Below are 21,560 nucleotides of genomic sequence, written 5' to 3' on the forward strand. Positions count from 1 at the left end.
GTCGTGGCGCGGGTCTCCCCCTCTCCCCGCGGGCGGGGAGAGGGCCGACTACACCTTGTCGTGTAGTCGGCAAGCGGAGGCGCAGCCGGAGCGAGGGTGAGGGGGTATCGACGAGTGAGGCTCCTCCGGAAATACCCCCTCACCCTCGCCCTGCGGGCTTGCTGATCCCCCTGGACAGGGGATCAGCCCTCTCCCCGCCCGCGGGGAGAGGGGAAACCCGCGCTTTCTCCATTCTTCGTACAGTCCTGCCGCGGAGCGGGAGGGTGGGTTAAAGGCCAGCGGTGCGCCTTACCGATCCGCCGCCTTCTGCACCGCGCGCCGCGCCATCACGCCGATCAGGTGGGCCCGGTAATCGGCATCGGCATGGATGTCGCTGTTGAGGCCGCTCGCCGAGGGCGACATCCCCTCCAGCGACTTCGCGGCGAAGCGCTTGCCCAGCGCCTCCTCGGCCTCGGTCCAGCGAAACACCCCGTTCGAGCCCGCTCCCGTCACCGTCACCCGGATGTCGCTCGGGCGCTTGGCGACGAAGACGCCGACGAGGGCGTAGCGCGAGGCCGGGTTGCGGAATTTCTCGTAGGCCGCCTTGTGGGGGATCGGGAACGAGACGCCGGTGACGATCTCGCCCTCCTCCAGAGCGGTCTCGAACAGGCCGGTGAAATACTCCTCGGCCGTGAGCTTGCGCTTGTTGGTGCTGATCGTGGCGCCGAGCGCCAAACAGGCCGCCGGGTAATCGGCCGCCGGATCGTTGTTGGCGACCGAGCCGCCGATCGTGCCGCGGTGGCGCACCGCCGGATCGCCGATCAGCGCGGCGAGTTCGGCGAGTGCAGGAATCGCCTCCTTCACGTCGGCCGACTCGGCGACGGCGCCGTGGGTGGTCATGGCACCGATGGTGATCGAGCGCGGGCTGCGCTCGATGCCGACGAGGTCCGGCACCTTGCCGAGGTCGATCAGCGTGCCGGGGGCGGCCAGCCGCTGCTTCATCGTCGGGATCAGGGTGTGGCCGCCGGCGACGAGCTTGGCATCCTCGCCGCCGAGCAGGCTCACGGCCTCCTTGAGGCTGGTCGGCTGGTGATAGGCGAAAGCGTACATGGGGCTCTCCAGACTTCGACTTATTCCGCGGCTTCCGGGCGCAGGTGGGGGCTGGCTTGCGCCGCCCGCCACACCGCCAGCGGGGTCGCCGGCATCGCGATGTTCTCGTGGCCGAGGGCGTCGGTGAGCGCGTTCATCACCGCCGCCGGGGCCGCGATGGCGCCGGCCTCGCCGCAGCCCTTGATGCCGAGGGGGTTCGACGGGCACGGCGTCACCGTCATGCCGACCTCGAACGAGGGCAGGTCGGCCGCCCGCGGCATGCGGTAATCCATGAAGCTCGCGGTGACGAGCTGACCGTCCGAATCGTAGAGCGCGCCCTCGAACAGGGCCTGGCCGACGCCCTGCGCGATGCCGCCATGGACCTGGCCCTCGACGATCATCGGGTTGATGACGTTGCCGAAATCGTCCACCGCCGTGAACTTCTCGATGGTGACCACGCCGGTATCGGGATCGACCTCGAGTTCGCAGATATGCATGCCGGCCGGGAAGGTGAAGTTGGTGGGATCGTAGAACGCTCCCTCCTTCAGGCCGGGTTCGAGCTGTGCGCCGCTGAACTTGTGCGCGACGTAGGCCTGGAGCGCCACCTCCCCGAAAGCGAGAGACTTGTCGGTGCCGGCGACCGAGAAGCGGCCGTCCTTGAACTCGATGTCGTCCTCGCCGGCCTCGAGCGCGTAGGCGGCGACCTTGCGGCCCTTGGCCACCACCTTGTCGATCGCCTTGGCGATGGCCGACATGCCGACCGCGCCGGAGCGCGAGCCGTAGGTGCCCATGCCGAACTGCACCTTGTCGGTGTCGCCGTGCACGATGGAGACGCTCTCGATCGGCACGCCGAGCCGGTCGGAGACGAGCTGGGCGAAGGTGGTCTCGTGGCCCTGGCCGTGGCTGTGGGAGCCGGTCAGCACCTCGATCGACCCGGTCGGGTTCACCCGCACCTCGGCCGATTCCCACAGGCCCACGCCGGCGCCCAGCGACCCCACCGCCTGCGACGGGGCGATGCCGCAGGCCTCGATATAGGACGAGAAGCCGATGCCGCGAAGCTTGCCGTTGCGGGCGCTCTCGCGGCGGCGGCGGGCGAAGCCCTTATGGTCGGCGATCTCCAGCGCCTTGTCGAGGGAGGCGGAATAGTCGCCGCCATCGTACATCATGATGACGGGCGTCTGGTGCGGGAAGCTCTTGACGTAGTTCTTGCGCCGGAACTTCGACGGGTCCTGGTTCAGCTCGCGGGCCGCGACCTCGACCAGCCGCTCGATGACGAAGGTCGCCTCCGGCCGCCCGGCGCCGCGATAGGCGTCGACCGGCGCGGTGTTGGTGTAGACCCCATCCACCTCGCAGTAGATCGCCGGGATGTTGTACTGGCCCGACAGGAGCGGCGCGTAGAGGTAGGTCGGCACCGACGACGAGAAGGTCGAGAGATAGGCGCCGAGATTGGCGATGGTATGGACCTTCAGCGCCAGAATCTTGCCGCCCTCGTCCATCGCGAGTTCGGCATGGGTGACGTGGTCGCGGCCATGGGCGTCGCACAGGAACGCCTCGGTGCGGTCGCTGGTCCATTTCACCGGCCGGCCGACCTTCTTCGCCGCCCAGACGCAGACCGTTTCCTCGGCATAGATGAAGATCTTGGAGCCGAAGCCGCCGCCGACATCCGGGGCCACCACCCGCAGCTTGTTCTCCGGCGCGATGCCGATGAAGGCCGAGAGGACGAGGCGGGCGACGTGCGGGTTCTGGCTCGTGGTGTAGAGGGTGAAGGCCTCTTCCGCCTCGTCGTACTCGCCCACCGCCGCGCGGGGCTCGATCGGGTTCGGCACCAGGCGGTTGTTGACGATGTCGAGCTTCGTCACGTGCGCCGCGCGGGCGAAGGCCGCCTCGACGTCGGATTGGTTGCCGAGATGCCAGTTGAAGACGGTGTTGTCGGGGGCGACGTCGTGGACGACCGTGCCGGCGCCCGCGGCCTTGGCGGTCTCGACCACCGCGGGCAGCACGTCGTAATCGACGTCGATCGCCTCGGCGGCGTCCTTGGCCTGGGCCAGCGTCTCGGCGATGACGACCGCGACGTGGTCGCCGACATAGCGCACCTTGCCCTGCGCCAGCGCCGGATGCGCCCCGGCCTTCATCGGCGTGCCGTCCTTGGAATGGATCATCCAGCCGCAGATCAGGCCGCCGACCTTGTCGGCCGCCAGGTCCTCGCCGGTCAGGATGCCGACGACGCCCGGCATCCCTGCTGCGGCGGCCGTGTCGATGCCCCGGATGGTGGCGTGGGCGTGGGGGGAGCGCAGGAAGTAGGCATAGGCCTGGCCCGGACGATTATAGTCGTCGACGTAGCGGCCCTTGCCGGTGATGAAGCGCTGGTCTTCCTTGCGGCGCACCGAGGCGCCGATACCCGTGGCGGTCATGGCGTTGAGTCTCCCGGATCTGGCCTCGTGGGCCGGCGCCGAGGGGCCGGCCTCGTTCTTGGTGGCGTCTTGTTGTTGGTCCGGTTGGCGCGGACGGTCTTTTCGTAGAGCGCAGGCCTTCAACCCTCCCCCCTCTGCGGGGGAGGGTGGCGAGCGTAAGCGAGCCGGGAGAGGGGCAGCGCAACGCTGATTCAGGTGGCTGCCTTCATCAAGCGCGCGACATCTCCGGAAGCGGCGTCCCCTCTCCCGCCCCAGCACGAGTGCTTCGCACTCGCCGTGGGGTACCCTCCCCCGCAGAGGGGGGAGGGTTCAAGGCGGTGCTACTCCGCCGCGACCTTCTGCGGCTCGCCCGCCATGTTCTCGGCACCCGCGGCGATCGCCTTCACGATGTTGTGGTAGCCGGTGCAGCGGCAGATGTTGCCTTCGAGCTCGTCGCGGATGGTGTGCTCGTCGAGGGCATGGCCCTTGCGGCGCACCAGATCCACGGCGGTCATGATCATGCCGGGGGTGCAGTAGCCGCACTGGAGGCCGTGATGCTCGCGGAAGGCCGCCTGCATCGGGTGCAGCTCGCCGCCGGAGGCCAGGCCCTCGATGGTGGTGACGGAGCGGCCGTCGCACTGCACCGCCAGCACGGTGCAGGCCTTGATCGCCTCGCCGTCGAGATGGACGACGCAGGCGCCGCACTGGCTGGTGTCGCAGCCGACATGGGTGCCGGTGAGGCGAAGGTTCTCGCGCAGGTACTGCACCAGCAGCGTGCGCGGATCGATGTCGGCGGTCACGGCCTTGCCGTTCACCGTCAGGCTGACAGCGCTCATGGGTGACGTCCTCCTCCTGGACCAGGACACTTGGCCGGAAACCCGCGGGTCCTTGTGACGGACCCTGTCGCGCGTGGTGGCCGGGTCGGCCGTGCCTCTCTGGAATCGCTCGAATTCGAGTGTCGACCGCCCGGAAGCGCCGGTCAAGGCGGGGCGCGCCGGCTTTTTGGCGCGCAAACCGGCCGTTTCCGGCCGATTCGGGTCATTCTGCCCGATCGCCTCGCAACAAGTTGATCGCGGACGATCGAAGCTCGGCCTCAGGCCGCCGGGGTCTCGCCCGCGGTGCCGCCCTGAACCTCCTTGGCGAACGTGTCGAAGAAGTTGTCGGCGTATTTCTTCGCCACGCCGTTGATCAGGCGGCCGCCGAGCTGGGCGAGCTTGCCGCCGACGCTGGCCTCGACGTCGTAGGTCATCTTGGTCTGGCCGCCCTCGGCCGGCTCCAGCCGCACCACGGCCCCGCCCTTGGCGAAGCCCGCGACGCCGCCCTGGCCCTCGCCGGTGATGCGGTAGCCGTTCGGCGGGTCGATGTCGGTGAGCGTCACCTTGCCCTTGAAGGTCGCCTTCACCGGGCCGACCGCGATCTTGGCGGAGGCCTGCAGCTCGTTGTCGCCGACCTTCTCGAGGGTATCGCAGCCCGGGATGCAGCGCTTGAGCACCTCGGGGTCGTTCAGCTTCTCCCAGACGGTCTGCTGGTCGGCCGGCAGCACGACCTCACCGGTCATCGTCATCGCCATGGCGGCGTTCCCCTCCCCGATCGTCTCTTTTGCCGGCCGCTCGAACCGGCGCCGCCGTAAGGGTAGCGGAGCCGTAGCATGTGGGCCACCTGGTCTTTCGCACGGCGACCCCGCATTCGCCGATTGTCGTGTGGTGCGGTGCTTGCTAAGCCTCGCCGCAAGGGACGGTCGTGACACCCGGATGACCGGGGCGCGGCCAGGGAGGCCCGGGCTGACAAAGCAGCCCGACAGTGGAGAACGTGACCGCATGGAGGTCTTCGCGCAGCAGCTCATCAATGGGCTGACGCTGGGGTCGATCTACGGCCTCATCGCCATCGGCTACACGATGGTGTTCGGTATCATCGGCATGATCAACTTCGCCCACGGCGACGTGTTCATGCTCTCGGCCTTCATCGCGCTGATCACCTTCCTGATCGTCACGACCTGGCTCGGCATCTCGTCGATCGCGCTGGCGCTGCTGATCGTGCTGATCGTCGCGATGGCGCTCACCGCCCTGTGGGGCTGGTCGATCGAGCGGATCGCCTACCGGCCCCTGCGCGGCTCCTTCCGCCTCGCCCCGCTGATCTCGGCGATCGGCGTCTCGATCTTCCTGTCGAACTTCGTCCAGGTCGTCCAGGGCGCCCGCAACAAGCCGACCCCGCCGATGATGCGCGACGTGATCACCCTGTGGACCGGGGAGAACGGCTACGCCGTCGCCCTGTCCTACAAGCAGATCATCATCATGCTGACGACCGTCGTGCTGCTCGCCGGGTTCTGGTACCTGGTGCAGAAGACCCCGCTCGGCCGGGCGCAGCGCGCCTGCGAGCAGGACCGCAAGATGGCGGCGCTGCTCGGCATCGACGTCGACCGCACCATCTCGCTCACCTTCGTGCTCGGCGCGGCCCTCGCGGCGGTCGCCGGCACGATGTACCTCCTCTATTACGGCGTCGTGTCGTTCTCGGACGGGTTCACGCCCGGCGTGAAGGCCTTCACGGCGGCGGTGCTCGGCGGCATCGGCAGCCTGCCCGGCGCGGTGCTCGGCGGCCTCCTCATCGGCCTCATCGAGACCTTCTGGTCGGCGTATTTCTCCATCGAGTACAAGGACGTCGCGGCGTTCTCGATCCTCGCGATCGTGCTCATCTTCATGCCGTCCGGCATCCTCGGCCGGCCCGAGGTCGAGAAGGTCTGATGGCGAACCCGGCCAACACCCTCGCGGCCCATCCCGCCGCCGACCGCGCCACCGACATGGCGGCGATCGTCAAGGACGCGGCGCTGTTCACGCTCGTCACCTTCGGCCTCTGCGTGCCGATCATCGCCTACCGGACCGATCTCAGCCAGACCGCGGCCCTCGACCTCGTGCCGCGCTGGGGCCTGGTGGCGCTCCTGTGCGGGCTCGTCTTCGTCGGGCGCCTGGGCCAGCGGCTGATCCTCGCCAACCGCGACGCCCGCCGGGCGCTCACCCCGTCGCCGACCCAGGCGACGGAGGCGGTCCATGCCGAGCCGAACGCCTCGCAGAAGCTCTCCTCCTACGCGCTGCCCGCCTTCCTCGGCGTGACGCTGGCCTTCCCGCTGCTGGCGGTGCTGGGCACCGGGGGGCTGGGCGAATCCCGCTACTGGATCGACCTCGGCATCCTGATCCTCACCTACGTGATGCTGGGCTGGGGCCTCAACATCGTGGTCGGGCTCGCAGGGCTTCTCGATCTCGGCTACGTCGCCTTCTACGCCGTCGGCGCCTATTCCTACGCGCTGCTCTCCACGGTGTTCGGCCTGTCGTTCTGGGTCTGCCTGCCGCTCGCCGGCCTGTTCGCGGGCCTGTGGGGCATGGTGCTGGGCTTCCCCGTGCTGCGCCTGCGCGGCGACTACCTCGCCATCGTGACGCTGGCCTTCGGCGAGATCATCCGCCTCGTCCTCATCAACTGGACCGACTTCTCGGGCGGGGCCGCCGGCATCTCGTCGATCCCGCGCGCCACCTTCTTCGGCATCCCGTTCACGGCGGACGAGGACGGATTCGCGGCGAAGCTCGGGCTCGATTTCAGCCCGATGCACCGGGTGATCTTCCTCTACTACCTCATCCTGGTGCTCGCGCTGATCACCAACGGCGTCACGCTGCGGCTTCGCCGCCTGCCGATCGGCCGCGCCTGGGAGGCCCTGCGCGAGGACGAGATCGCCTGCCGCTCGCTCGGCATCAACACCACCAACACCAAGCTCACGGCCTTCGCGCTGGGCGCCATGTTCGGCGGCTTCGCCGGCTCGTTCTTCGCCGTGCGCCAGGGCTTCGTCAGCCCGGAGAGCTTCAACTTCCTCGAGAGCGCGATCATCCTGGCGATCGTGGTGCTCGGCGGCATGGGCTCGCAGATCGGCGTGGCGATCGCCGCGGTGGCGATGGTCGGCGGCCCCGAGCTCCTGCGCAACCTCGGCTTCCTCAAGGCGGTGTTCGGCGACGGATTCGATCCGAGCGAGTACCGCCTGCTCCTGTTCGGCCTCGCCATGGTGGTGATGATGATCTGGCGCCCCCGCGGCCTGATCTCCGAGCGCGCCCCCTCGATCGTGCTCAAGGAACGCAAGCGCATCTCGGGATCCCTCGTGAAGGAGGGCCACGGCTGATGACCGCCCCCGTCTCCTCGCCTCCCCTCGCCTCCCCCCGGATGGCCGACCCGGTCCTGACGGTCGATCACGTCACCATGCGGTTCGGCGGCCTCGTCGCCGTCAACGACCTGTCGTTCCGGGTCGGCCGCGGCGACATCACGGCGCTGATCGGCCCGAACGGCGCCGGCAAGACCACGGTCTTCAACTGCATCACCGGCTTCTACAAGCCGACGGAAGGCATGATGACTCTGCGCCACCGCGACGGGTCGGATTACCTCCTGGAGCAGCTGCCGGGCTACGCGGTGAACCGCACCGCGCGGGTCGCCCGCACGTTCCAGAACATCCGCCTGTTCACCGGCATGACGGTGCTGGAGAACCTGCTGGTCGCCCAGCACAACCCGCTGATGGTCTCGTCGGGCTTCACCATCGGCGGCCTGCTCGGCCTGCCGTCCTACCGCCGGGCCGAGAAGGCGGCGGTGGAGCGGGCCAAGGACTGGCTGACGCGCATCCACCTGATGGACCGGGCCGACGATCCGGCGGGCGCCCTGCCCTACGGCGACCAGCGCCGGCTCGAGATCGCCCGGGCGATGTGCACCGATCCGGTCCTGCTCTGCCTCGACGAGCCGGCGGCCGGCCTCAACCCGCGGGAATCGCTGCTCCTCAACGATCTCCTGCGGGCGATCCGCGACGACCACGACACCTCGGTGCTCCTCATCGAGCACGACATGTCGGTGGTGATGGAGATCTCGGACCACGTCGTGGTGCTCGATTACGGCACCAAGATCGCCGACGGCACGCCCTCGGAGATCCAGAGCGACCAGAGCGTCATCGCCGCCTATCTCGGCGTCGAGGACGACGAGGTCGAGCAGGTCGAGGCGGAGGTCGGCGTATGACGCTCACGGGCATGTCCTTGACCACGTGGCTCGCCTTTACGGCCTCCTCGGCGATCCTGCTGGTGATCCCCGGCCCGACGATCCTGCTCGTCGTGTCCTACGCCATCGGCAGCGGCCTGCGCGCGGCGCTCCCGGCGGCGATCGGCGTCGCGCTCGGCGACCTCACCGCCATGACCCTGTCGCTCGCCGGGCTCGGCGCGCTGCTCGCCACCTCGGCCACGCTGTTCACGGCGCTGAAATGGTGCGGTGCCGCCTACCTGGTCTGGCTCGGGATCAAGCTGTGGCGGGCCGGCACGCAGCTCCAGGCGCCGCCGCGCTCCGGTGCGCCGGCCCTGCGGATGGTCGCGCATTCCTGGCTCGTCACCACGCTCAACCCGAAGAGCCTGACCTTCTTCGTGGCGTTCCTGCCGCAATTCCTCGATCCGCGAGGGGATCTCTTGACCCAGATGGTGGTGTTCGAGGCGACCTTCGTCGTCCTCGCCTTCCTGAACGCGCTGACCTACGCCGTGGCCGCCTCGCGGGCCCGCGGGTTCTTCGCCAGCCCGGCCCGGGTGCGGGTGATGAACCGGGTCGGCGGCAGCCTCCTCATCGGCGCCGGCTTCGCCGCCGCCCGGAGCACGCCATGAGCGTCGCCGGCATCAACGTCCTGGTCGACGAGACCCGCGCCCGGCAAGCCGGGACCCGGGCGCCCCTGCTCACGGTGCGCGGGGTCAAGACCTATTACGGCAACATCATCGCCCTCAAAGGGGTCGATCTCGACGTCAACGAGGGCGAGATCGTCACGTTGATCGGCGCCAACGGCGCCGGCAAGTCGACCCTGATGATGACGATCTTCGGCTCCCCCCGGGCGCGCGAGGGCACGATCACCTATGCGGGCCGGGACATCACCCGGATGCCGACCCACGAGATCGCCCGGCTCAACCTGGCGCAATCGCCGGAGGGGCGGCGGATCTTCCCGCGGATGACCGTCTACGAGAACCTGCAGATGGGAGCCTCGGTCAACGGCGGCGCCCATTTCGAGCAGGACCTGGAGCGGGTCTGCGCGATGTTCCCGCGCCTCAAGGAGCGCCTCTACCAGCGCGGCGGCACGATGTCGGGCGGCGAGCAGCAGATGCTCGCCATCGCCCGCGCCCTGATGAGCCGGCCGCGCCTCCTGCTCCTCGACGAGCCGTCGCTGGGGCTGGCCCCGCTCATCGTCAAGCAGATCTTCTCCGCCATCAAGGAGCTGAACGAGCGCGACGGCATGACGGTGTTCCTCGTCGAGCAGAACGCCTACCACGCCCTCAAACTGGCGCATCGCGGCTACGTCATGGTGACCGGCACCATCACCATGTCGGGCACCGGCAAGCAGCTCCTCGACGATCCGTCGGTGAAGGCCGCCTATCTCGAAGGGGGACGGCACTGATGCAGGGGATCCTCTACGAGGAGAGCACGATCTGGCTCTTCCTCCTCGTCACCGTGGTGATGGGCGGGTGGATGGCCTGGATGATCGGGCGCGGCATCGCGCTGGGCTGGAAGCCGTTCTGGCAGGCGATCCTGTCGCTGCTGCTGCTGGGCGTCGCCGTCCGCTTCATCCACCACGCCCTGTTCGAAGGCTCGTTCCTGTCGCCGCACTACTACGTGGTCGACACGATCGTGCTCCTGATCATCGGTTCGGCCGGCTTCCGCGCCACCCGCGCCCGGCAGATGACGACGCAGTATCGCTGGCTCTACGAGCGCAACGGCCCCTTCGCCTGGCGGGCGAAGGCCGGCGCCTGATAAAGCCCCTTTACCCCTTGGGGCCCTTGGCCCCCACGGGGCGCGCCAGCGATCCGGGACCGATGGTCCCGTTCCACCCATCCGGGGTCCCCACGCCCCGGTCTCCCGGCCGAAAGGGCCCGCGAGCCCGACCTTGGTTGTTCCAGAGGAGTACTGAGATGAAGCGCACGCTACTGGCCGGCTTCGCCCTCGCGGCCGGCCTCGCCTGGGCCGGATCGGCGCAGGCCCAGATCAAGCTCGGCGTGGCCGGCCCGATCACCGGCGCCAACGCCGCCTTCGGCGCCCAGCTCAAGAACGGCGCCGAGCAGGCCGTCGCCGACATCAACAAGGCCGGCGGCATCAACGGCCAGAAGATCGTCCTGGTCGTCGGCGACGATGCCTCCGACCCGAAGCAGGGCGTCTCGGTCGCCAACAAGTTCGCCGCCGACGGCGTGAAGGCCGTGATCGGCCACTTCAACTCCGGCGTCTCGATCCCGGCCTCCGACGTCTACGCCGAATCCGGCATCGTCGAGATCACCCCGGCCTCGACCAACCCGAAATACACCGACCGCAAGCTGTGGAACACCTTCCGCACCTGCGGCCGCGACGACCAGCAGGGTGCGGTCGCCGGCGCCTGGCTCGCCGAGAAGTTCAAGGGCAAGAACATCGCCTTCGTGCACGACAAGACCCCGTACGGCCGCGGCCTGGCCGACGAGACCCTCAAGGCCCTGAAGGCCAAGGGCGGCAAGGACGTGCTGTTCGAGGGCATCAACCCGGGCGAGAAGGACTATTCGGCCCTCGTCTCGAAGCTGAAGCAGGCCAAGGCCGACGTGGTCTATTACGGCGGCCTGCACACCGAGGCCGGCCTGATCGTGCGCCAGATGCGCGACCAGGGCCTCAACGCCCCGCTGATGAGCGGTGACGGCATCACCGACAAGGAATACGCCCAGATCGCCGGCCCGGGCGCCGACGGCACGCTGATGACCTTCTCGCCGGATGCCCGCAAGAACCCGAACGCGAAGGACGTGGTCGCGGCCTTCAAGGCCAAGAACATCGATCCCGAAGCCTACACCCTCTACTCCTACGCCGCCGTCCAGATCCTGAAGGACGCCATGGAGGCCACCAAGTCGACCGACGGCAAGAAGGTCGCGGCCTACATGCACGAGGGCAAGCCGTTCAAGACCGTGATCGGCGACATCTCGTACGACAAGAAGGGCGACATCACCCGTCCCGACTATGTCATGTACATGTGGAAGAAGGGCGCCGACGGCCGGATCGACTATACCGGCAACGAGCAGACCCAGTAACGGCCGGTCTGTCCGGTCCGGCCCGGCGCGCTCGCGCGCCGGGCCTTTTTCCGTTGACGAAGCCGTGCGTTCGTCACGTCCACGGCTTGCGCGTCCGAACGCCTCACCTTACATGCACATCGAGCGTTACAAGGCCATCAGCGCGCCCGGCAACTCGGCCGAGCACCCCGTACGGCCGGCCGCGTCGCGATCGAATTCCGAAGATGTGCTCCCGGCGGCGCCGACCGCGACGGCGACCCGGGTGGAGAGTGTGAATGGCGAAAGAAGAGTTGATGCAGTTCGACGGTCTCGTGCTCGAGATCCTGCCGGACGCGCGTTACCGCGTGCAGCTCGACCAGGGCCACGAGATCGTGGCCTACACGGCCGGCAAGATGAAGAAGAACCGCATCAAGACTCTGGCCGGCGACCGCGTCACCGTCGAGATGTCGCCCTACGACCTCGAGAAGGGCCGTCTGGTGTTCCGCCACAAGGACGAGCGTTCCTCGGGCCCGCGCCCGCCCTTCCGCGGCGGCAGCCAGTTCCGCCGGCGCTGATCGTCCGTCCATAGACCTGTGTCTGCGCGGGGCTGGGGTGCGAACCCTGGCCTTTTGCGCGTTTGCGTCCCTGTCGTCCTACCCCTGCGAGGCCCGCCATGACCCGTCCCCTGGTGATCGCCCCCTCGATCCTGTCGGCCGACTTCGCCCGGCTCGGCGAGGAGGTCCGCGACGTGGTCGCGGCCGGGGCCGACTGGGTCCATATCGACGTGATGGACGGGCATTTCGTGCCCAACCTCACCTTCGGCCCGGTCGTGGTGAAGGCGCTCCGCCCGCACACGAGCGCGGTCTTCGACGTCCACCTGATGATCGCGCCGGCCGACCCCTACCTCGCGGCCTTCGCGGAAGCCGGGGCCGACATCATCACGGTCCATGCCGAGGCGGGTCCTCACCTGCACCGCTCGCTCCAGACCATCCGGGCGCTCGGCAAGAAGGCGGGTGTCGCGATCAATCCGGGCTCGCCGGCGAGCCTCGTCGAACCGGTGCTCGACATGGTCGATCTCGTGCTGTGCATGACCGTCAACCCGGGCTTCGGCGGCCAGAGCTTCATCGGTTCGGTCTGCGAGACGGTCTCGCGGGTGCGCGCGATGGTCGGCGGCCGCGACATCGACATCGAGGTGGATGGCGGCGTGACGCCCGAGACGGCGCCGGCCGTGGTCAAGGCGGGGGCGAACGCCCTCGTGGCGGGGTCCGCCACCTTCAAGGGCGGCCGCGAGGCCTACGGCGCGAACATCGCCGCGATCCGCCGGGCGGCGGAGCGGGCTTCGGGGCAGTGGGTGTAGAATCCCCTCGCGGTCGGGCACCCCTGCCCCGCGACCGGCCGCCCTGGACTGCCGGAGGGATCGGGACGGTGCTCTCGCTGTCGAACGGCATCGGAACAAGCCCCCCGCTGTTTGGCGTGGGGGTCTGACGCAGTCTCGGTGCAGATCGGTCCAAGCCGCGCCAACCCGGCGAGCGTCGAGCAGGTCAAGATCGGCACGGCCGAATATCGGCCGTTTCACCGGCTTCGAGCGGGTGATCCGGCCTTCGGTCTGCCCGTTCGACCACGGCTTCGTCGACGCAGCGGCGACAGCCCTTTGTCCGTCGCGAGCCCAGCCGCGAAGGATCCCAGCGGGCCGGCCCTCGCCCTCTCGATCCGGCCATCGAGGGTCAGCACGCCGCCGCCCACTCCCCGACCACCCGCAGGCGGCCGGTGAACCCTCTCGCACGAAGCCGCTGCCACAACTCCGCCCCGGTCCGGCAGCCCGCCTTCCACTGGCTTTCCAGCCGGGGCGGATGAACCTCCAGGCTGCTCCGACGGGGGCGGAACACGTCACCCGTCACGCCGCGCACGACGTTGCGGACGAGCTCGCGGCCGTGGCCGGTCGTGCGAGCGATCACCTTGATCGGCACCCCACCCCGCGAGCGACGCGTCGGCCCCCGGACGGTCGCGGACCGCCTACGAGCCGGCGAGGTGCAGCACGATCTCGCGCCGATGCGGCCGGTCGCGGTGCTCGATCAGGTAGACGCCCTGCCAGGTGCCGAGGGCGAGCCGCCCCTCGACCACGGGAATCGACAGCGCCGCGTCGGTCAGGAGCGTGCGGATATGGGCCGGCATGTCGTCCGGCCCCTCGATGCCGTGGACATAAGGCACGTCGCGGGGCGCCAGCCGGTCGAGGGCGGTCATCAGGTCGGTGCGTACGTCCGGGTCGGCATTCTCCTGGATCGTCAGCGAGGCCGAGGTGTGGCGGCAGAACACCGTGAGCAGGCCCTGCCGCAATCCCGCCTCGCGCACGAAACCCGCCACCTCGGAGGTGATCTCGGTGAAGCCCTGGCCCCTCGTCTCGACGACGAGGCGGCCGCTCGCCTGGCGGGTGACCGGGCCGCTCCCCAGCATCTCGACGCGTCTCATTCGGCGTGTCTCCGTCCGGGGTGGACCTCTGTCTCGCCGCGGGCGAGGATGCGCTCCAGGGCCTCGATCCGGTCGGCCTCGGCGGTCGGCTTGTCCCAGCGGATGCGGCTGACGCGGGGAAACCGCATCGCGACGCCGGATTTGTGCCGGGTCGAGCGCTGCACCCCCTCGAAGGCGATCTCCAGCACCAGCCCCTTGGCGATACCGTACTCCACCTCCCGCACCGGGCCGAAGCGCTTGGTGGTGTGGTTGCGGACGTAGCGGTCGAGCTTGGCCAGTTCCTCGTCGGTGAAGCCGTGATAGGCCTTGCCGACCGGCACCAGTTCCTCGGCCCCGTCCGGCGCCTCGCGCCAGACCCCGAACGTGTAATCGGAGTAGAACGACGAGCGCTTCCCGTGGCCGCGCTGGGCGTACATCATCACCGCATCGACGCGGTAGGGCTCGCGCTTCCACTTCCACCACGGGCCCTTCGGCCGGCCGGGCTGGTAGGGGCTGGCGAGGCGCTTGAGCATCACGCCCTCGATCGCGTCGGCGTCCGGCCCCGCCCCGACCGAGGCCGGATCGGCCCGGGCCGCGGCGAGCGCCGCCCAGTCGGCGAACGGGACGAGGGGCGAGAGGTCGATGCGCGCGTGGTCGAGCCCGCCGACGAAGCGCTCGAGCCGCGCCCGGCGCTCGCTGAAGGGCAGCGGCCGCAGATCCTCGCCGTTCTCGGCCAGGAGGTCGTAGGCGCGGACATGGGCCGGGAAATCCTGCAGGAGCTTGCCCGTCACCGCCTTCCGGTTGAGGCGCTGCTGCAGCACGTTGAAGCTCTGCACCCGCGTATCGCGCAGGATCAAGAGTTCGCCGTCGAGGGCGCCCGAGAAGGTGATCGCCTCGGCGAGATCGGGAAAGGCGCCGGAGATGTCCTCCCCGGTGCGCGAATAGATCTTCTGGACCTGGCGTCCCTCGCCGTCGCGCCCGCCGGCGAGCTGGACCCGGATGCCGTCCCACTTCCACTCGGCCGAGAAGGCCTCGACGTCGAGCTTGTCGAGGTCGGCCTCCTCCTCGATCGGGTGCGAGAGCATGGCGGGGCGGAACGGCGCCGGATTGACCGATTCCGGCGGGCCGGCCCTTCCCTCGACCCAGGCGAAGAGTTCCGGGTACGGCGCCTGCAGCCCGTGCCAGACCTCCTCGACCGCATCGGCCTCGTGGCCGCCGAGGCTCGCCACCGCGGTCTTGGCGAGCCGCGCCGAGACGCCGACCCGCAATTCCCCGGTGATGAGCTTGAGGAGCGCCCAGCGCCCGGTCTCGTCGAGGGCGTCGAGCCAGGCGGCGAGCCGGGCCGGCAGCTCGCTCTTGCCGATGGTGGCGAGGCTCTCCACCACCTCCGACAGGGTCGGAACCGGCGGATTGTTGTGGCCGGGGCCGGGACTGCCGTCGCGCTTCGGCCAGATCAGGGCCGTCGCCTCGGCGAGGTCGCCGACGTAGTTGTAGGACATCCGGAACAGCACCGGATCGACCCGGGCCTCGACGAGGCCGCGGATCAGGCCGGGCTTGGCTTCGCGGAAGCTGAGCGAGCCGGTCATGGCCGCGAGCGCGTAGCCGCGATCCGGGTCGGGGGTGTGGCGGAAGAAGTCCTGGAGCAGGCGCAGCTTGGCGTTGCGCCGCGGCTCGTAGGCCAGGCGGTCGAGGAGGTGGGCGAAGTCGTTCACGCCGCGCTCTCCTCGGCCTTGGTCTTCCGGGCTCGGCGTCCCGCGGGCTTTCTGTCGTCGGATTTGCCCTCGTCGGACTTGCCCGCGTCGGGCTTATTCTCTTCGGGCTTGCTCTCCGGCTCCGCCTCGCCCTCGTCGCCGTAGCCCAGCATGTGCAGGGGCTTGGCCCGGATGCCTTGCGTCTCGCACCAGTGGACCAGGGCGTCCTCCTGGCCGTGGGTGACCCAAACCTCCCCGGCCCCGGTATCCTTGATGGTGCGGCAGAGGTCGTCCCAGTCCGAGTGATCGGAGACGATGAGCGGCAGCTCGACGCCCTTCTGGCGGGCGCGGGCCCGGACCTGCATCCAGCCCGACGCGAAGGCGGTGACGGGATCGGGAAACTTTCGCGACCACAGGTCCTGGATCGCCGAGGGCGGGCAGAGCACGATCTTGCCGCCGAGCTTCGGCCGCTCCGCCGCCACGACCTTGATCGTCTCGCCGACGCGAATCCCCTCGCGGCGGTAGAGGTCGGTCAGCTTCTCCATGGCGCCGTGCAGGTAGATCGAATCCGAAAAGCCCTCCTCGCGCAGGAGCGCCATCACCCGCTGCGCCTTGCCGAGCGCGTAGGCGCCGACGATGTGGGTGCGCTCGGGAAACAGCCGGACCGAATCGAGCAGGCGGCGCACCTCGTCGCGGGCCTCCGGGTGGCGGAAGACCGGTAGGCCGAAGGTCGCCTCGGTGATGAACACGTCGCAGGGCACGACCTCGAAGGGCAGGCAGGTCGGGTCCCGCGCCCGCTTGTAGTCGCCCGAATTGACGATCCGGCAGCCGCCCTGCTCGATGGCGATCTGGGCCGAGCCCAGCACGTGGCCGGCCGGATGGAAGCGCACCGTGACGTCGTTCATCCGGATCGCCTCGCCGAGCCGCGCCTCCTGGCGGGTCCGGCAGAACTCCTCGCCGTAGCGCACCGCCATGATGCGCAGGGTCTCGGGCGTCGCCAGCACGGCGCCGTGGCCGGCCCGGGCGTGGTCGGCATGGCCGTGGGTGATGAGGGCGCGCGGCACCGGGCGGACCGGATCGATGTGGAAATCCCCCGGCGGGCAGTAGAGCCCCTCGCGGGTCAGGGTGAGGAGGTCGGTGGGGCGCGGCGCCATTGACCCTCGTTTCGGAGGACTAGCCTCTTCTCGGCTGCGGAGCCGGGTATATAGGCGGCCCGCTCCGTCCGTCCCGTGACCCCGAAACCCTCGCCGAGACCCCGCCGCGATGCCCGCCCCCACCCGCTCCTCCGGCGACCTCCTCGCCGACCGCCGCTACGCCTGGGCGGAGGCGGCCCTCGCCGAGGGCGACGCGGCGGCCGCGTCCGACCTCGCCGCGCAGGTGCTGGAGATCGCCCCCGGCTACGCTCCGGCCTGGCTGCTGCTCGGCCGTGCGCGTGCCGCCGATCCGGCGCAGCGCCAGGCGGCGGCGGACGCGTTCCGGTCGGTGCTCGTCCTCGATCCCGACGACGCGCTCGGCGCCCGGCTGCACCTCGCCGCGCTCGGCGAGGGAGACGGCGCGGCGAACGCGGAGGCGATCTCCCCGGCCTATGTGCGGGCCCTGTTCGACGGCTATGCAGGGCGCTTCGAGCGTCACCTCGTCGAGGGCCTGGGCTATTGCGGCCCCGCCCTGATCCGGGCGGCCCTGGAGCGGCTGCGCGGGCCGGATGCCCGGTTCGGCACCGTCCTCGATCTCGGCTGCGGCACCGGCCTGATGGCCCGGGCGCTCGACGGCCTCGCCGGAACCCTGGTCGGCGTCGATCTCTCGCCCGGCATGCTGGCGCAGGCGCGCCGCACCGGCCGCTACGCCCGCCTGCAGGAGGGCGACCTGCGGGGCTTCCTCGAAGCCGAGCCGGCGGCGAGCGCGGATCTCGTGGTCGCCGCCGACGTGTTCATCTACCTGCGGGAGATCGGCCCGGTGCTGCGGGAAGCCGCCCGGGTGCTCGCGCCCAGCGGCCTGTTGGCCTTCACGCTCCAGGGCCATCCGGGCGAGCGCGGCGCCGTGCTGGGGGCCGACGGGCGTTACGCCCACGGCTTCGAGACGGTGCGGGAGGACGCGGTCGAGGCGGGGCTGACGGCCCTCGTGTTGGAGCCGGCCGAGATCCGGCGCCAGAACGGGGTCGGGGTGCCGGGGTGGCTGGCGGTGCTGAGGCGGTGACGGTTCGGGCCCTCGGCCCGACGCCGCTCGTTGCACCGCGTGGGTCCGGATCCGCGAGAGCGGGGCCCCGAACGACGATGGAGAGCTTCGGACTCTGCCCCCGACGGCCCCGTCGCTCGCCTCACCCCACCCTGCCGCTGCCCCCCTCCCCACCGATCCGCTCCGCCGCGAAGCGCGCCCGCAGCCAGGCGGCGGCAGGGCCGCAGGGGCGCTGCTTGTGCCAGACGAGTTCCAGGGCGACCGGCCAGTCGCCCTGGTCGAATTGCAGGTCCGGCGTGACGAGGTACGGCGCGGTGAGCGAGGCGGCGATGACGTGGTCGGTGACGAAGGCCCAGCCGATCCCGTGCTTCACCATCTCCAAAATCACCCAGTGGCTCTCGACCCACCAGACCTCGGCGGCGACGCGCAGGCGGCGCTTCTCCGGCCCATCGCTGCGGGCGGCGACCAGGATCTGGCGGTGGCGCTTCAGCTCCTCCCACTCCACCCGCGCCTTGGCGAGGGGGTGGTCGCGGCCGCAGACGAGCTTGAGCGGCACCCAGCCGATGGTCTGAAAGCCGAGTTCCGTCGGCAAAACCTCCTGGCGCCACATCACCCCGAGATCGGCGGCGCCCGACTGCACCATGCGGCTGACATCCTCCATCAGCGGGAACAGCAGTTCCAGTTCGACGGACGGAAAGGCCCGCGCGAAGTCGGCGAAGAGCGCGCCGAGCGCGTGTTCGGGATAGAGTTCGTCGATGGCGACGACGAGCCGATTCTCGATGCCCTGCTGCAGGCTGCTCGCCACGCCGATCAGGTGCTCGCGCCGGTCGAGCACGACCCGCGCCTCCAGGAGCAGCCGCTCGCCGGCCGGGGTGAGCACCGGGTTGCGGCCCGTGCGGTCGAACAGGTCCAGCCCGAGATCAGCCTCGAGATTCGCCACCTGCATGCTGACGGCGGATTGCGCCTTCCTCAGCGTCCGGGCGGCGCCCGAGAACGAGCCGGCCTCGGCCGCCGCCACGAAGGCCTGGAGCTGGTCGAGCGACACGGCCATCTATCTGTTTTCCCGATAGGTCCCAACTTGCGACCGGGAGCATCGCAGATAGAAAGCGGCCCATCCATCACCGCTTCGGGGTCGAGACCATGCGCAGCACGCGCGACCGCATCCGCCATGCCATCCTGTTCGAGGTCGTCGGCCTCGCGCTCATCATCCCGCTCGGGACGGTCGCGTTCGGCCTGCACGCCTCCGCGATGGGCGTGATCGGGATCGGCAGCGCGGTGACCGCGACGGCGTGGAACTACGTCTACAATCTGGGCTTCGACCACGCGATGCAGCGGGTCATGGGGCACACCCGCAAGAGCCTTCCCTTGCGGGCGGCGCATGCGGTGCTGTTCGAGGCCGGGCTGCTGGTGATCCTGCTGCCGCCGATCGCCTGGTATCTCGGCATCGGCCTGCGCGAGGCCCTGGTCATGGATCTGGCGATCGCGGCCTTCTACGTCGCCTACGCGTTCCTGTTCAACCTCGCCTACGACCGGGCCTTCCCGGCCCCGGGCTGGGCCGAGGCCGCACCGGCGCGCTGATACCGCGTCAGGGCGCCGTCGATCCCGGTAGCCACGATTTCGGCGGCGCTCAGCGCCGCCGTTCGCCGGAGGCCTCCGACATCAGCCGGCCGAGGCTGCGCTGGTCGAGATGCGCGGGGGCCTTGTCGGCGCGGCGCGGCGCGATGGCGCCGGTCGTGGGCGGGTCGATGACGGAGGCCAGCGCCGGTCCCGGCGCCCGGTCCTTCTCGCGCAGGGCGATCCAGTTCGCCGCCGTGGTCAGCGCCGCGATCGCGATGATGACTTTGATACCGCCGAGAAGGAGGCGCCACATGGCTGGTCGGGACCCACGATCGGTGTGAGGCCGACGATCCGGCCGTCCGACATTCTTGGGCCATAAGCCTTAACGGGCGGCCTCCCCGCCCCCGACCCGGATCGTCCCACAACGGGAGGGCGGAGCAATCTGGTGGGCCTTGCGCCAGGATCGCGGTTCCTGTTCCCCGGAACCCTGACGCTCCGGCGACTGCTCGGCCCACTGAGCCTCACAGGATTGGGTGCAGAGAACTGGTCCGCCCCACCCCGTCGTCGCCGACCTCTTTGCCGCACAGCCCGGACGGGTTCCGGAAGCCGCCGGGCGCGCCGGCATCGAGGACGGCCCGTGTAGGACAGACGGGGCCGGAGGGGCAACCGGAATACCGCCGAGGCGCTTGCGTCACAACGCGCCGGCCCGGCGCACTTGACCGACCGAGACGATAAACCCGGCGGGCCCAGGGCCCGCCGGGTTCGAACACCTCGTCATCCGGCCGCGCAGGCGCGGCCGGCTCGCGGAGCGATCAGCGCAGCGAGCCGCAGAAGCGCTGGATGCGGCGGCAGGCCTCTTCCAGGAGCTGGTTCGAGGTCGCGTAGGAGATGCGCAGGTTGGGACCGAGGCCGAAGGCCGAGCCGTGCACCGAGGCGACGCCCTCGGCCATCAGGAGCTCGGTGACGAAGTCCTCGTCGGTCTCGATCACCTTGCCGGATTCGGTGCGCTTGCCGATCAGCTCGGCGCAGGACGGGTAGACGTAGAACGCGCCCTCCGGCGTCGGGCAGCGCAGGCCGTTGGTCTGGTTCAGCATCGAGACGACGAGGTCGCGCCGGGTCTGGAACGCGGCCCGGAACTCGGCCAGGTGGTCCTGCGGCCCGTCGAGGGCGGCAACGGCAGCCCATTGCGAGATCGTGGCCGCGCCGGAGGTCTGCTGGCCCTGGACGAAGTCCATCGCCTTGATCAGCTGCTCGGGGCCGGCGGCGTAGCCGATGCGCCAGCCGGTCATGGCGTAGGATTTCGAGACGCCGTTCATGGTCAGCGTCCGCTCGTAGAGCGCCGGCTCGACCTGGGCCGGGGTCACGAAGGTGAAGTCGCCGTAGACGAGGTGCTCGTACATGTCGTCGGTGAGCACCCAGACGTGGGGGTGGCGCACCAGCACGTCGGTGAGCGCCTTCATCTCGGCGTGGCTGTAGGCGGCGCCCGACGGGTTCGAGGGCGAGTTGAGGATCACCCACTTGGTCTTCGGCGTGATGGCGCGCTCCAGCTCCTCGGGCTGGAGCTTGAAGTTCGTCTCCATCGTGGTGTCGGCGAAGACCGGGGTGCCGCCGCACAGGCCCACCATCTCCGGGTAGGACACCCAGTAGGGCCGCGGGATCACCACCTCGTCGCCCGGGTTCAGGGTCGCGAGCAGCGCGTTGTAGATCACCTGCTTGCCGCCGGTGCCGACGATGGTCTGGCTCGGCTTGTAGTCGAGCCCGTTCTCGCGCTTGAACTTCTTGGCGATGGCCTCGCGCAGCGGGACGATGCCCGAGACCGGCGGATACTTGGTCTCGCCGCGATGGATCGCTTCGATCGCCGCCTGCTTGATGTGCTGGGGCGTGTCGAAATCCGGCTCGCCGACCGACAGGCTGATGACGTCGCGCCCCTGGGCCTTCAGGTCCCGCGCCTTCTGGGTCATCACGATGGTGGCGGAGGGTTTCACGCGCGAGAGGGCGTCGGCCAGAAAGCCCATGATGATCGACTCCAGAACCTGTGTAAGACGCCCGGTCGGGCAGGGTCCTGGCCGTCCGGGTCTTCGAGCGGGCCGGACCCTAGTCGGGCGCGCCAGTGCGGGCAAGCCGCGCTTTGCCCGAAGAACAGGCGTCCGTGCCTGCACGGAACCATCGGCCTGGACAAATGGCGCGCCCGCGTGACACCGTTCCCC

Annotated in this window: 21 protein-coding genes; 11 read left to right on the forward strand and 10 right to left on the reverse strand. The window is 69.8% G+C overall.

From position 1 onward, the window contains the following. Nucleotides 1–288 precede the first annotated feature (288 nt). The 4 genes from miv_RS15655 to miv_RS15670 form a co-directional block, all read right to left on the reverse strand. Complete coding sequence (locus tag miv_RS15655; RefSeq protein ID WP_207177758.1) at nucleotides 289–1,089, reverse strand: FAD binding domain-containing protein; 801 nt, start codon at nucleotides 1,087–1,089, stop codon at nucleotides 289–291. 20 nt (nucleotides 1,090–1,109) lie between these two features. Further along, nucleotides 1,110–3,479, reverse strand: a complete 2,370-nt coding sequence (locus miv_RS15660; RefSeq protein ID WP_207177759.1) for a xanthine dehydrogenase family protein molybdopterin-binding subunit — start codon at nucleotides 3,477–3,479, stop codon at nucleotides 1,110–1,112. Between the two features lie 320 nt (nucleotides 3,480–3,799). Then, nucleotides 3,800–4,294 (reverse strand): (2Fe-2S)-binding protein, encoded by a 495-nt coding sequence (locus tag miv_RS15665; protein WP_207177760.1) that lies wholly within the window; start codon nucleotides 4,292–4,294, stop codon nucleotides 3,800–3,802. Nucleotides 4,295–4,551: 257 nt separating this feature from the next. Continuing rightward, the gene (locus miv_RS15670) at nucleotides 4,552–5,028 is read right to left on the reverse strand and encodes an SRPBCC family protein (RefSeq protein WP_048429298.1); all 477 of its coding nucleotides are present in this window, start codon (nucleotides 5,026–5,028) and stop codon (nucleotides 4,552–4,554) included. 247 nt (nucleotides 5,029–5,275) lie between these two features. On the opposite strand from miv_RS15670, the gene miv_RS15675 reads away from it, so the two are divergent. From miv_RS15675 to rpe, 9 genes are all read left to right on the forward strand, one after another. Continuing rightward, nucleotides 5,276–6,196, forward strand: a complete 921-nt coding sequence (locus miv_RS15675) for a branched-chain amino acid ABC transporter permease (protein ID WP_048429299.1) — start codon at nucleotides 5,276–5,278, stop codon at nucleotides 6,194–6,196. Then, nucleotides 6,196–7,611, forward strand: a complete 1,416-nt coding sequence (livM, locus tag miv_RS15680) for a high-affinity branched-chain amino acid ABC transporter permease LivM (protein ID WP_207177761.1) — start codon at nucleotides 6,196–6,198, stop codon at nucleotides 7,609–7,611. Before miv_RS15675 ends, livM begins: the two co-directional genes overlap by 1 nt. Next, nucleotides 7,611–8,486 (forward strand): ABC transporter ATP-binding protein, encoded by an 876-nt coding sequence (locus miv_RS15685; protein WP_279359468.1) that lies wholly within the window; start codon nucleotides 7,611–7,613, stop codon nucleotides 8,484–8,486. Before livM ends, miv_RS15685 begins: the two co-directional genes overlap by 1 nt. An 11-nt stretch (nucleotides 8,487–8,497) precedes the next feature. Further along, entirely contained in the window at nucleotides 8,498–9,112 is a 615-nt protein-coding gene (locus miv_RS15690) for a LysE family translocator (RefSeq protein WP_207177762.1), read from the forward strand. Then, on the forward strand, nucleotides 9,109–9,891 hold the full coding sequence (locus miv_RS15695; protein ID WP_058619953.1) for an ABC transporter ATP-binding protein: 783 nt from the start codon (nucleotides 9,109–9,111) through the stop codon (nucleotides 9,889–9,891). The genes miv_RS15690 and miv_RS15695 overlap by 4 nt, the downstream gene beginning before the upstream one ends. Continuing rightward, nucleotides 9,891–10,244 (forward strand): DUF6867 family protein, encoded by a 354-nt coding sequence (locus tag miv_RS15700; RefSeq protein ID WP_048429302.1) that lies wholly within the window; start codon nucleotides 9,891–9,893, stop codon nucleotides 10,242–10,244. The genes miv_RS15695 and miv_RS15700 overlap by 1 nt, the downstream gene beginning before the upstream one ends. Nucleotides 10,245–10,402: 158 nt before the next feature. Next, entirely contained in the window at nucleotides 10,403–11,530 is a 1,128-nt protein-coding gene (locus miv_RS15705) for a branched-chain amino acid ABC transporter substrate-binding protein (protein WP_048429303.1), read from the forward strand. Between the two features lie 254 nt (nucleotides 11,531–11,784). Then, entirely contained in the window at nucleotides 11,785–12,063 is a 279-nt protein-coding gene (gene infA / locus miv_RS15710; RefSeq protein ID WP_048429304.1) for a translation initiation factor IF-1, read from the forward strand. A gap of 98 nt (nucleotides 12,064–12,161) precedes the next feature. Continuing rightward, nucleotides 12,162–12,845, forward strand: a complete 684-nt coding sequence (gene rpe / locus miv_RS15715) for a ribulose-phosphate 3-epimerase (RefSeq protein WP_048429305.1) — start codon at nucleotides 12,162–12,164, stop codon at nucleotides 12,843–12,845. Nucleotides 12,846–13,501: 656 nt separating this feature from the next. Here the strand turns inward: rpe and miv_RS15720 are convergent. Genes miv_RS15720 through miv_RS15730 form a run of 3 tightly spaced genes read right to left on the reverse strand, consistent with a single transcriptional unit; the run spans nucleotide 13,502 to nucleotide 16,778 of the window. Further along, on the reverse strand, nucleotides 13,502–13,954 hold the full coding sequence (locus miv_RS15720; RefSeq protein ID WP_207177763.1) for a secondary thiamine-phosphate synthase enzyme YjbQ: 453 nt from the start codon (nucleotides 13,952–13,954) through the stop codon (nucleotides 13,502–13,504). Further along, nucleotides 13,951–15,645 carry a cisplatin damage response ATP-dependent DNA ligase gene (locus miv_RS15725; protein WP_207177764.1) on the reverse strand — a complete coding sequence of 565 codons (1,695 nt, stop codon included), beginning with the start codon at nucleotides 15,643–15,645 and terminating at the stop codon, nucleotides 13,951–13,953. The genes miv_RS15720 and miv_RS15725 overlap by 4 nt, the downstream gene beginning before the upstream one ends. Next, on the reverse strand, nucleotides 15,642–16,778 hold the full coding sequence (locus miv_RS15730; protein ID WP_207177765.1) for a ligase-associated DNA damage response exonuclease: 1,137 nt from the start codon (nucleotides 16,776–16,778) through the stop codon (nucleotides 15,642–15,644). The genes miv_RS15725 and miv_RS15730 overlap by 4 nt, the downstream gene beginning before the upstream one ends. Before the next feature lie 109 nt (nucleotides 16,779–16,887). Here miv_RS15730 and miv_RS15735 point away from each other — a divergent pair, with 109 nt between their 5' ends. Next, the gene (locus tag miv_RS15735) at nucleotides 16,888–17,817 is read left to right on the forward strand and encodes a class I SAM-dependent DNA methyltransferase (RefSeq protein WP_207177766.1); all 930 of its coding nucleotides are present in this window, start codon (nucleotides 16,888–16,890) and stop codon (nucleotides 17,815–17,817) included. Between the two features lie 121 nt (nucleotides 17,818–17,938). Here the strand turns inward: miv_RS15735 and miv_RS15740 are convergent, their stop codons facing one another. Continuing rightward, nucleotides 17,939–18,847 (reverse strand): LysR family transcriptional regulator, encoded by a 909-nt coding sequence (locus miv_RS15740; RefSeq protein WP_207177767.1) that lies wholly within the window; start codon nucleotides 18,845–18,847, stop codon nucleotides 17,939–17,941. Nucleotides 18,848–18,936: 89 nt separating this feature from the next. On the opposite strand from miv_RS15740, the gene miv_RS15745 reads away from it, so the two are divergent. Further along, the gene (locus miv_RS15745) at nucleotides 18,937–19,374 is read left to right on the forward strand and encodes a PACE efflux transporter (RefSeq protein WP_207177768.1); all 438 of its coding nucleotides are present in this window, start codon (nucleotides 18,937–18,939) and stop codon (nucleotides 19,372–19,374) included. Between the two features lie 49 nt (nucleotides 19,375–19,423). Here miv_RS15745 and miv_RS15750 read toward each other — a convergent pair whose 3' ends face one another. Both miv_RS15750 and miv_RS15755 read right to left on the reverse strand, forming a co-directional pair. Next, nucleotides 19,424–19,666: a hypothetical protein gene (locus miv_RS15750; RefSeq protein ID WP_207177769.1), complete on the reverse strand. Its 243-nt coding sequence runs from the start codon at nucleotides 19,664–19,666 to the stop codon at nucleotides 19,424–19,426. A 499-nt stretch (nucleotides 19,667–20,165) separates the two neighbouring features. Then, a complete protein-coding gene (locus miv_RS15755; protein ID WP_048431545.1) occupies nucleotides 20,166–21,368 on the reverse strand; it encodes a pyridoxal phosphate-dependent aminotransferase in 1,203 nt (400 codons plus the stop codon). Nucleotides 21,369–21,560: the final 192 nt, after the last annotated feature.

The organism is Methylobacterium indicum, from assembly GCF_017347565.1.
Classification (GTDB): domain Bacteria; phylum Pseudomonadota; class Alphaproteobacteria; order Rhizobiales; family Beijerinckiaceae; genus Methylobacterium; species Methylobacterium indicum.

What these genes read in the sequence shown, in the direction of transcription:
- miv_RS15750 (WP_207177769.1), bottom strand. Translation starts at nt 19,666, where the DNA reads ATGTGGCGCCTCCTTCTCGGCGGTATCAAAGTCATCATCGCGATCGCG.
- miv_RS15655 (WP_207177758.1), bottom strand. Translation starts at nt 1,089, where the DNA reads ATGTACGCTTTCGCCTATCACCAGCCGACCAGCCTCAAGGAGGCCGTG.
- miv_RS15695 (WP_058619953.1), top strand. Translation starts at nt 9,109, where the DNA reads ATGAGCGTCGCCGGCATCAACGTCCTGGTCGACGAGACCCGCGCCCGG.
- miv_RS15745 (WP_207177768.1), top strand. Translation starts at nt 18,937, where the DNA reads ATGCGCAGCACGCGCGACCGCATCCGCCATGCCATCCTGTTCGAGGTC.
- miv_RS15660 (WP_207177759.1), bottom strand. Translation starts at nt 3,479, where the DNA reads ATGACCGCCACGGGTATCGGCGCCTCGGTGCGCCGCAAGGAAGACCAG.
- miv_RS15675 (WP_048429299.1), top strand. Translation starts at nt 5,276, where the DNA reads ATGGAGGTCTTCGCGCAGCAGCTCATCAATGGGCTGACGCTGGGGTCG.
- miv_RS15705 (WP_048429303.1), top strand. Translation starts at nt 10,403, where the DNA reads ATGAAGCGCACGCTACTGGCCGGCTTCGCCCTCGCGGCCGGCCTCGCC.
- miv_RS15730 (WP_207177765.1), bottom strand. Translation starts at nt 16,778, where the DNA reads ATGGCGCCGCGCCCCACCGACCTCCTCACCCTGACCCGCGAGGGGCTC.
- miv_RS15720 (WP_207177763.1), bottom strand. Translation starts at nt 13,954, where the DNA reads ATGAGACGCGTCGAGATGCTGGGGAGCGGCCCGGTCACCCGCCAGGCG.
- miv_RS15755 (WP_048431545.1), bottom strand. Translation starts at nt 21,368, where the DNA reads ATGGGCTTTCTGGCCGACGCCCTCTCGCGCGTGAAACCCTCCGCCACC.
- miv_RS15700 (WP_048429302.1), top strand. Translation starts at nt 9,891, where the DNA reads ATGCAGGGGATCCTCTACGAGGAGAGCACGATCTGGCTCTTCCTCCTC.
- rpe (WP_048429305.1), top strand. Translation starts at nt 12,162, where the DNA reads ATGACCCGTCCCCTGGTGATCGCCCCCTCGATCCTGTCGGCCGACTTC.
- miv_RS15735 (WP_207177766.1), top strand. Translation starts at nt 16,888, where the DNA reads ATGCCCGCCCCCACCCGCTCCTCCGGCGACCTCCTCGCCGACCGCCGC.
- infA (WP_048429304.1), top strand. Translation starts at nt 11,785, where the DNA reads ATGGCGAAAGAAGAGTTGATGCAGTTCGACGGTCTCGTGCTCGAGATC.
- miv_RS15665 (WP_207177760.1), bottom strand. Translation starts at nt 4,294, where the DNA reads ATGAGCGCTGTCAGCCTGACGGTGAACGGCAAGGCCGTGACCGCCGAC.
- miv_RS15740 (WP_207177767.1), bottom strand. Translation starts at nt 18,847, where the DNA reads ATGGCCGTGTCGCTCGACCAGCTCCAGGCCTTCGTGGCGGCGGCCGAG.
- miv_RS15690 (WP_207177762.1), top strand. Translation starts at nt 8,498, where the DNA reads ATGTCCTTGACCACGTGGCTCGCCTTTACGGCCTCCTCGGCGATCCTG.
- miv_RS15685 (WP_279359468.1), top strand. Translation starts at nt 7,611, where the DNA reads ATGACCGCCCCCGTCTCCTCGCCTCCCCTCGCCTCCCCCCGGATGGCC.
- livM (WP_207177761.1), top strand. Translation starts at nt 6,196, where the DNA reads ATGGCGAACCCGGCCAACACCCTCGCGGCCCATCCCGCCGCCGACCGC.
- miv_RS15670 (WP_048429298.1), bottom strand. Translation starts at nt 5,028, where the DNA reads ATGGCGATGACGATGACCGGTGAGGTCGTGCTGCCGGCCGACCAGCAG.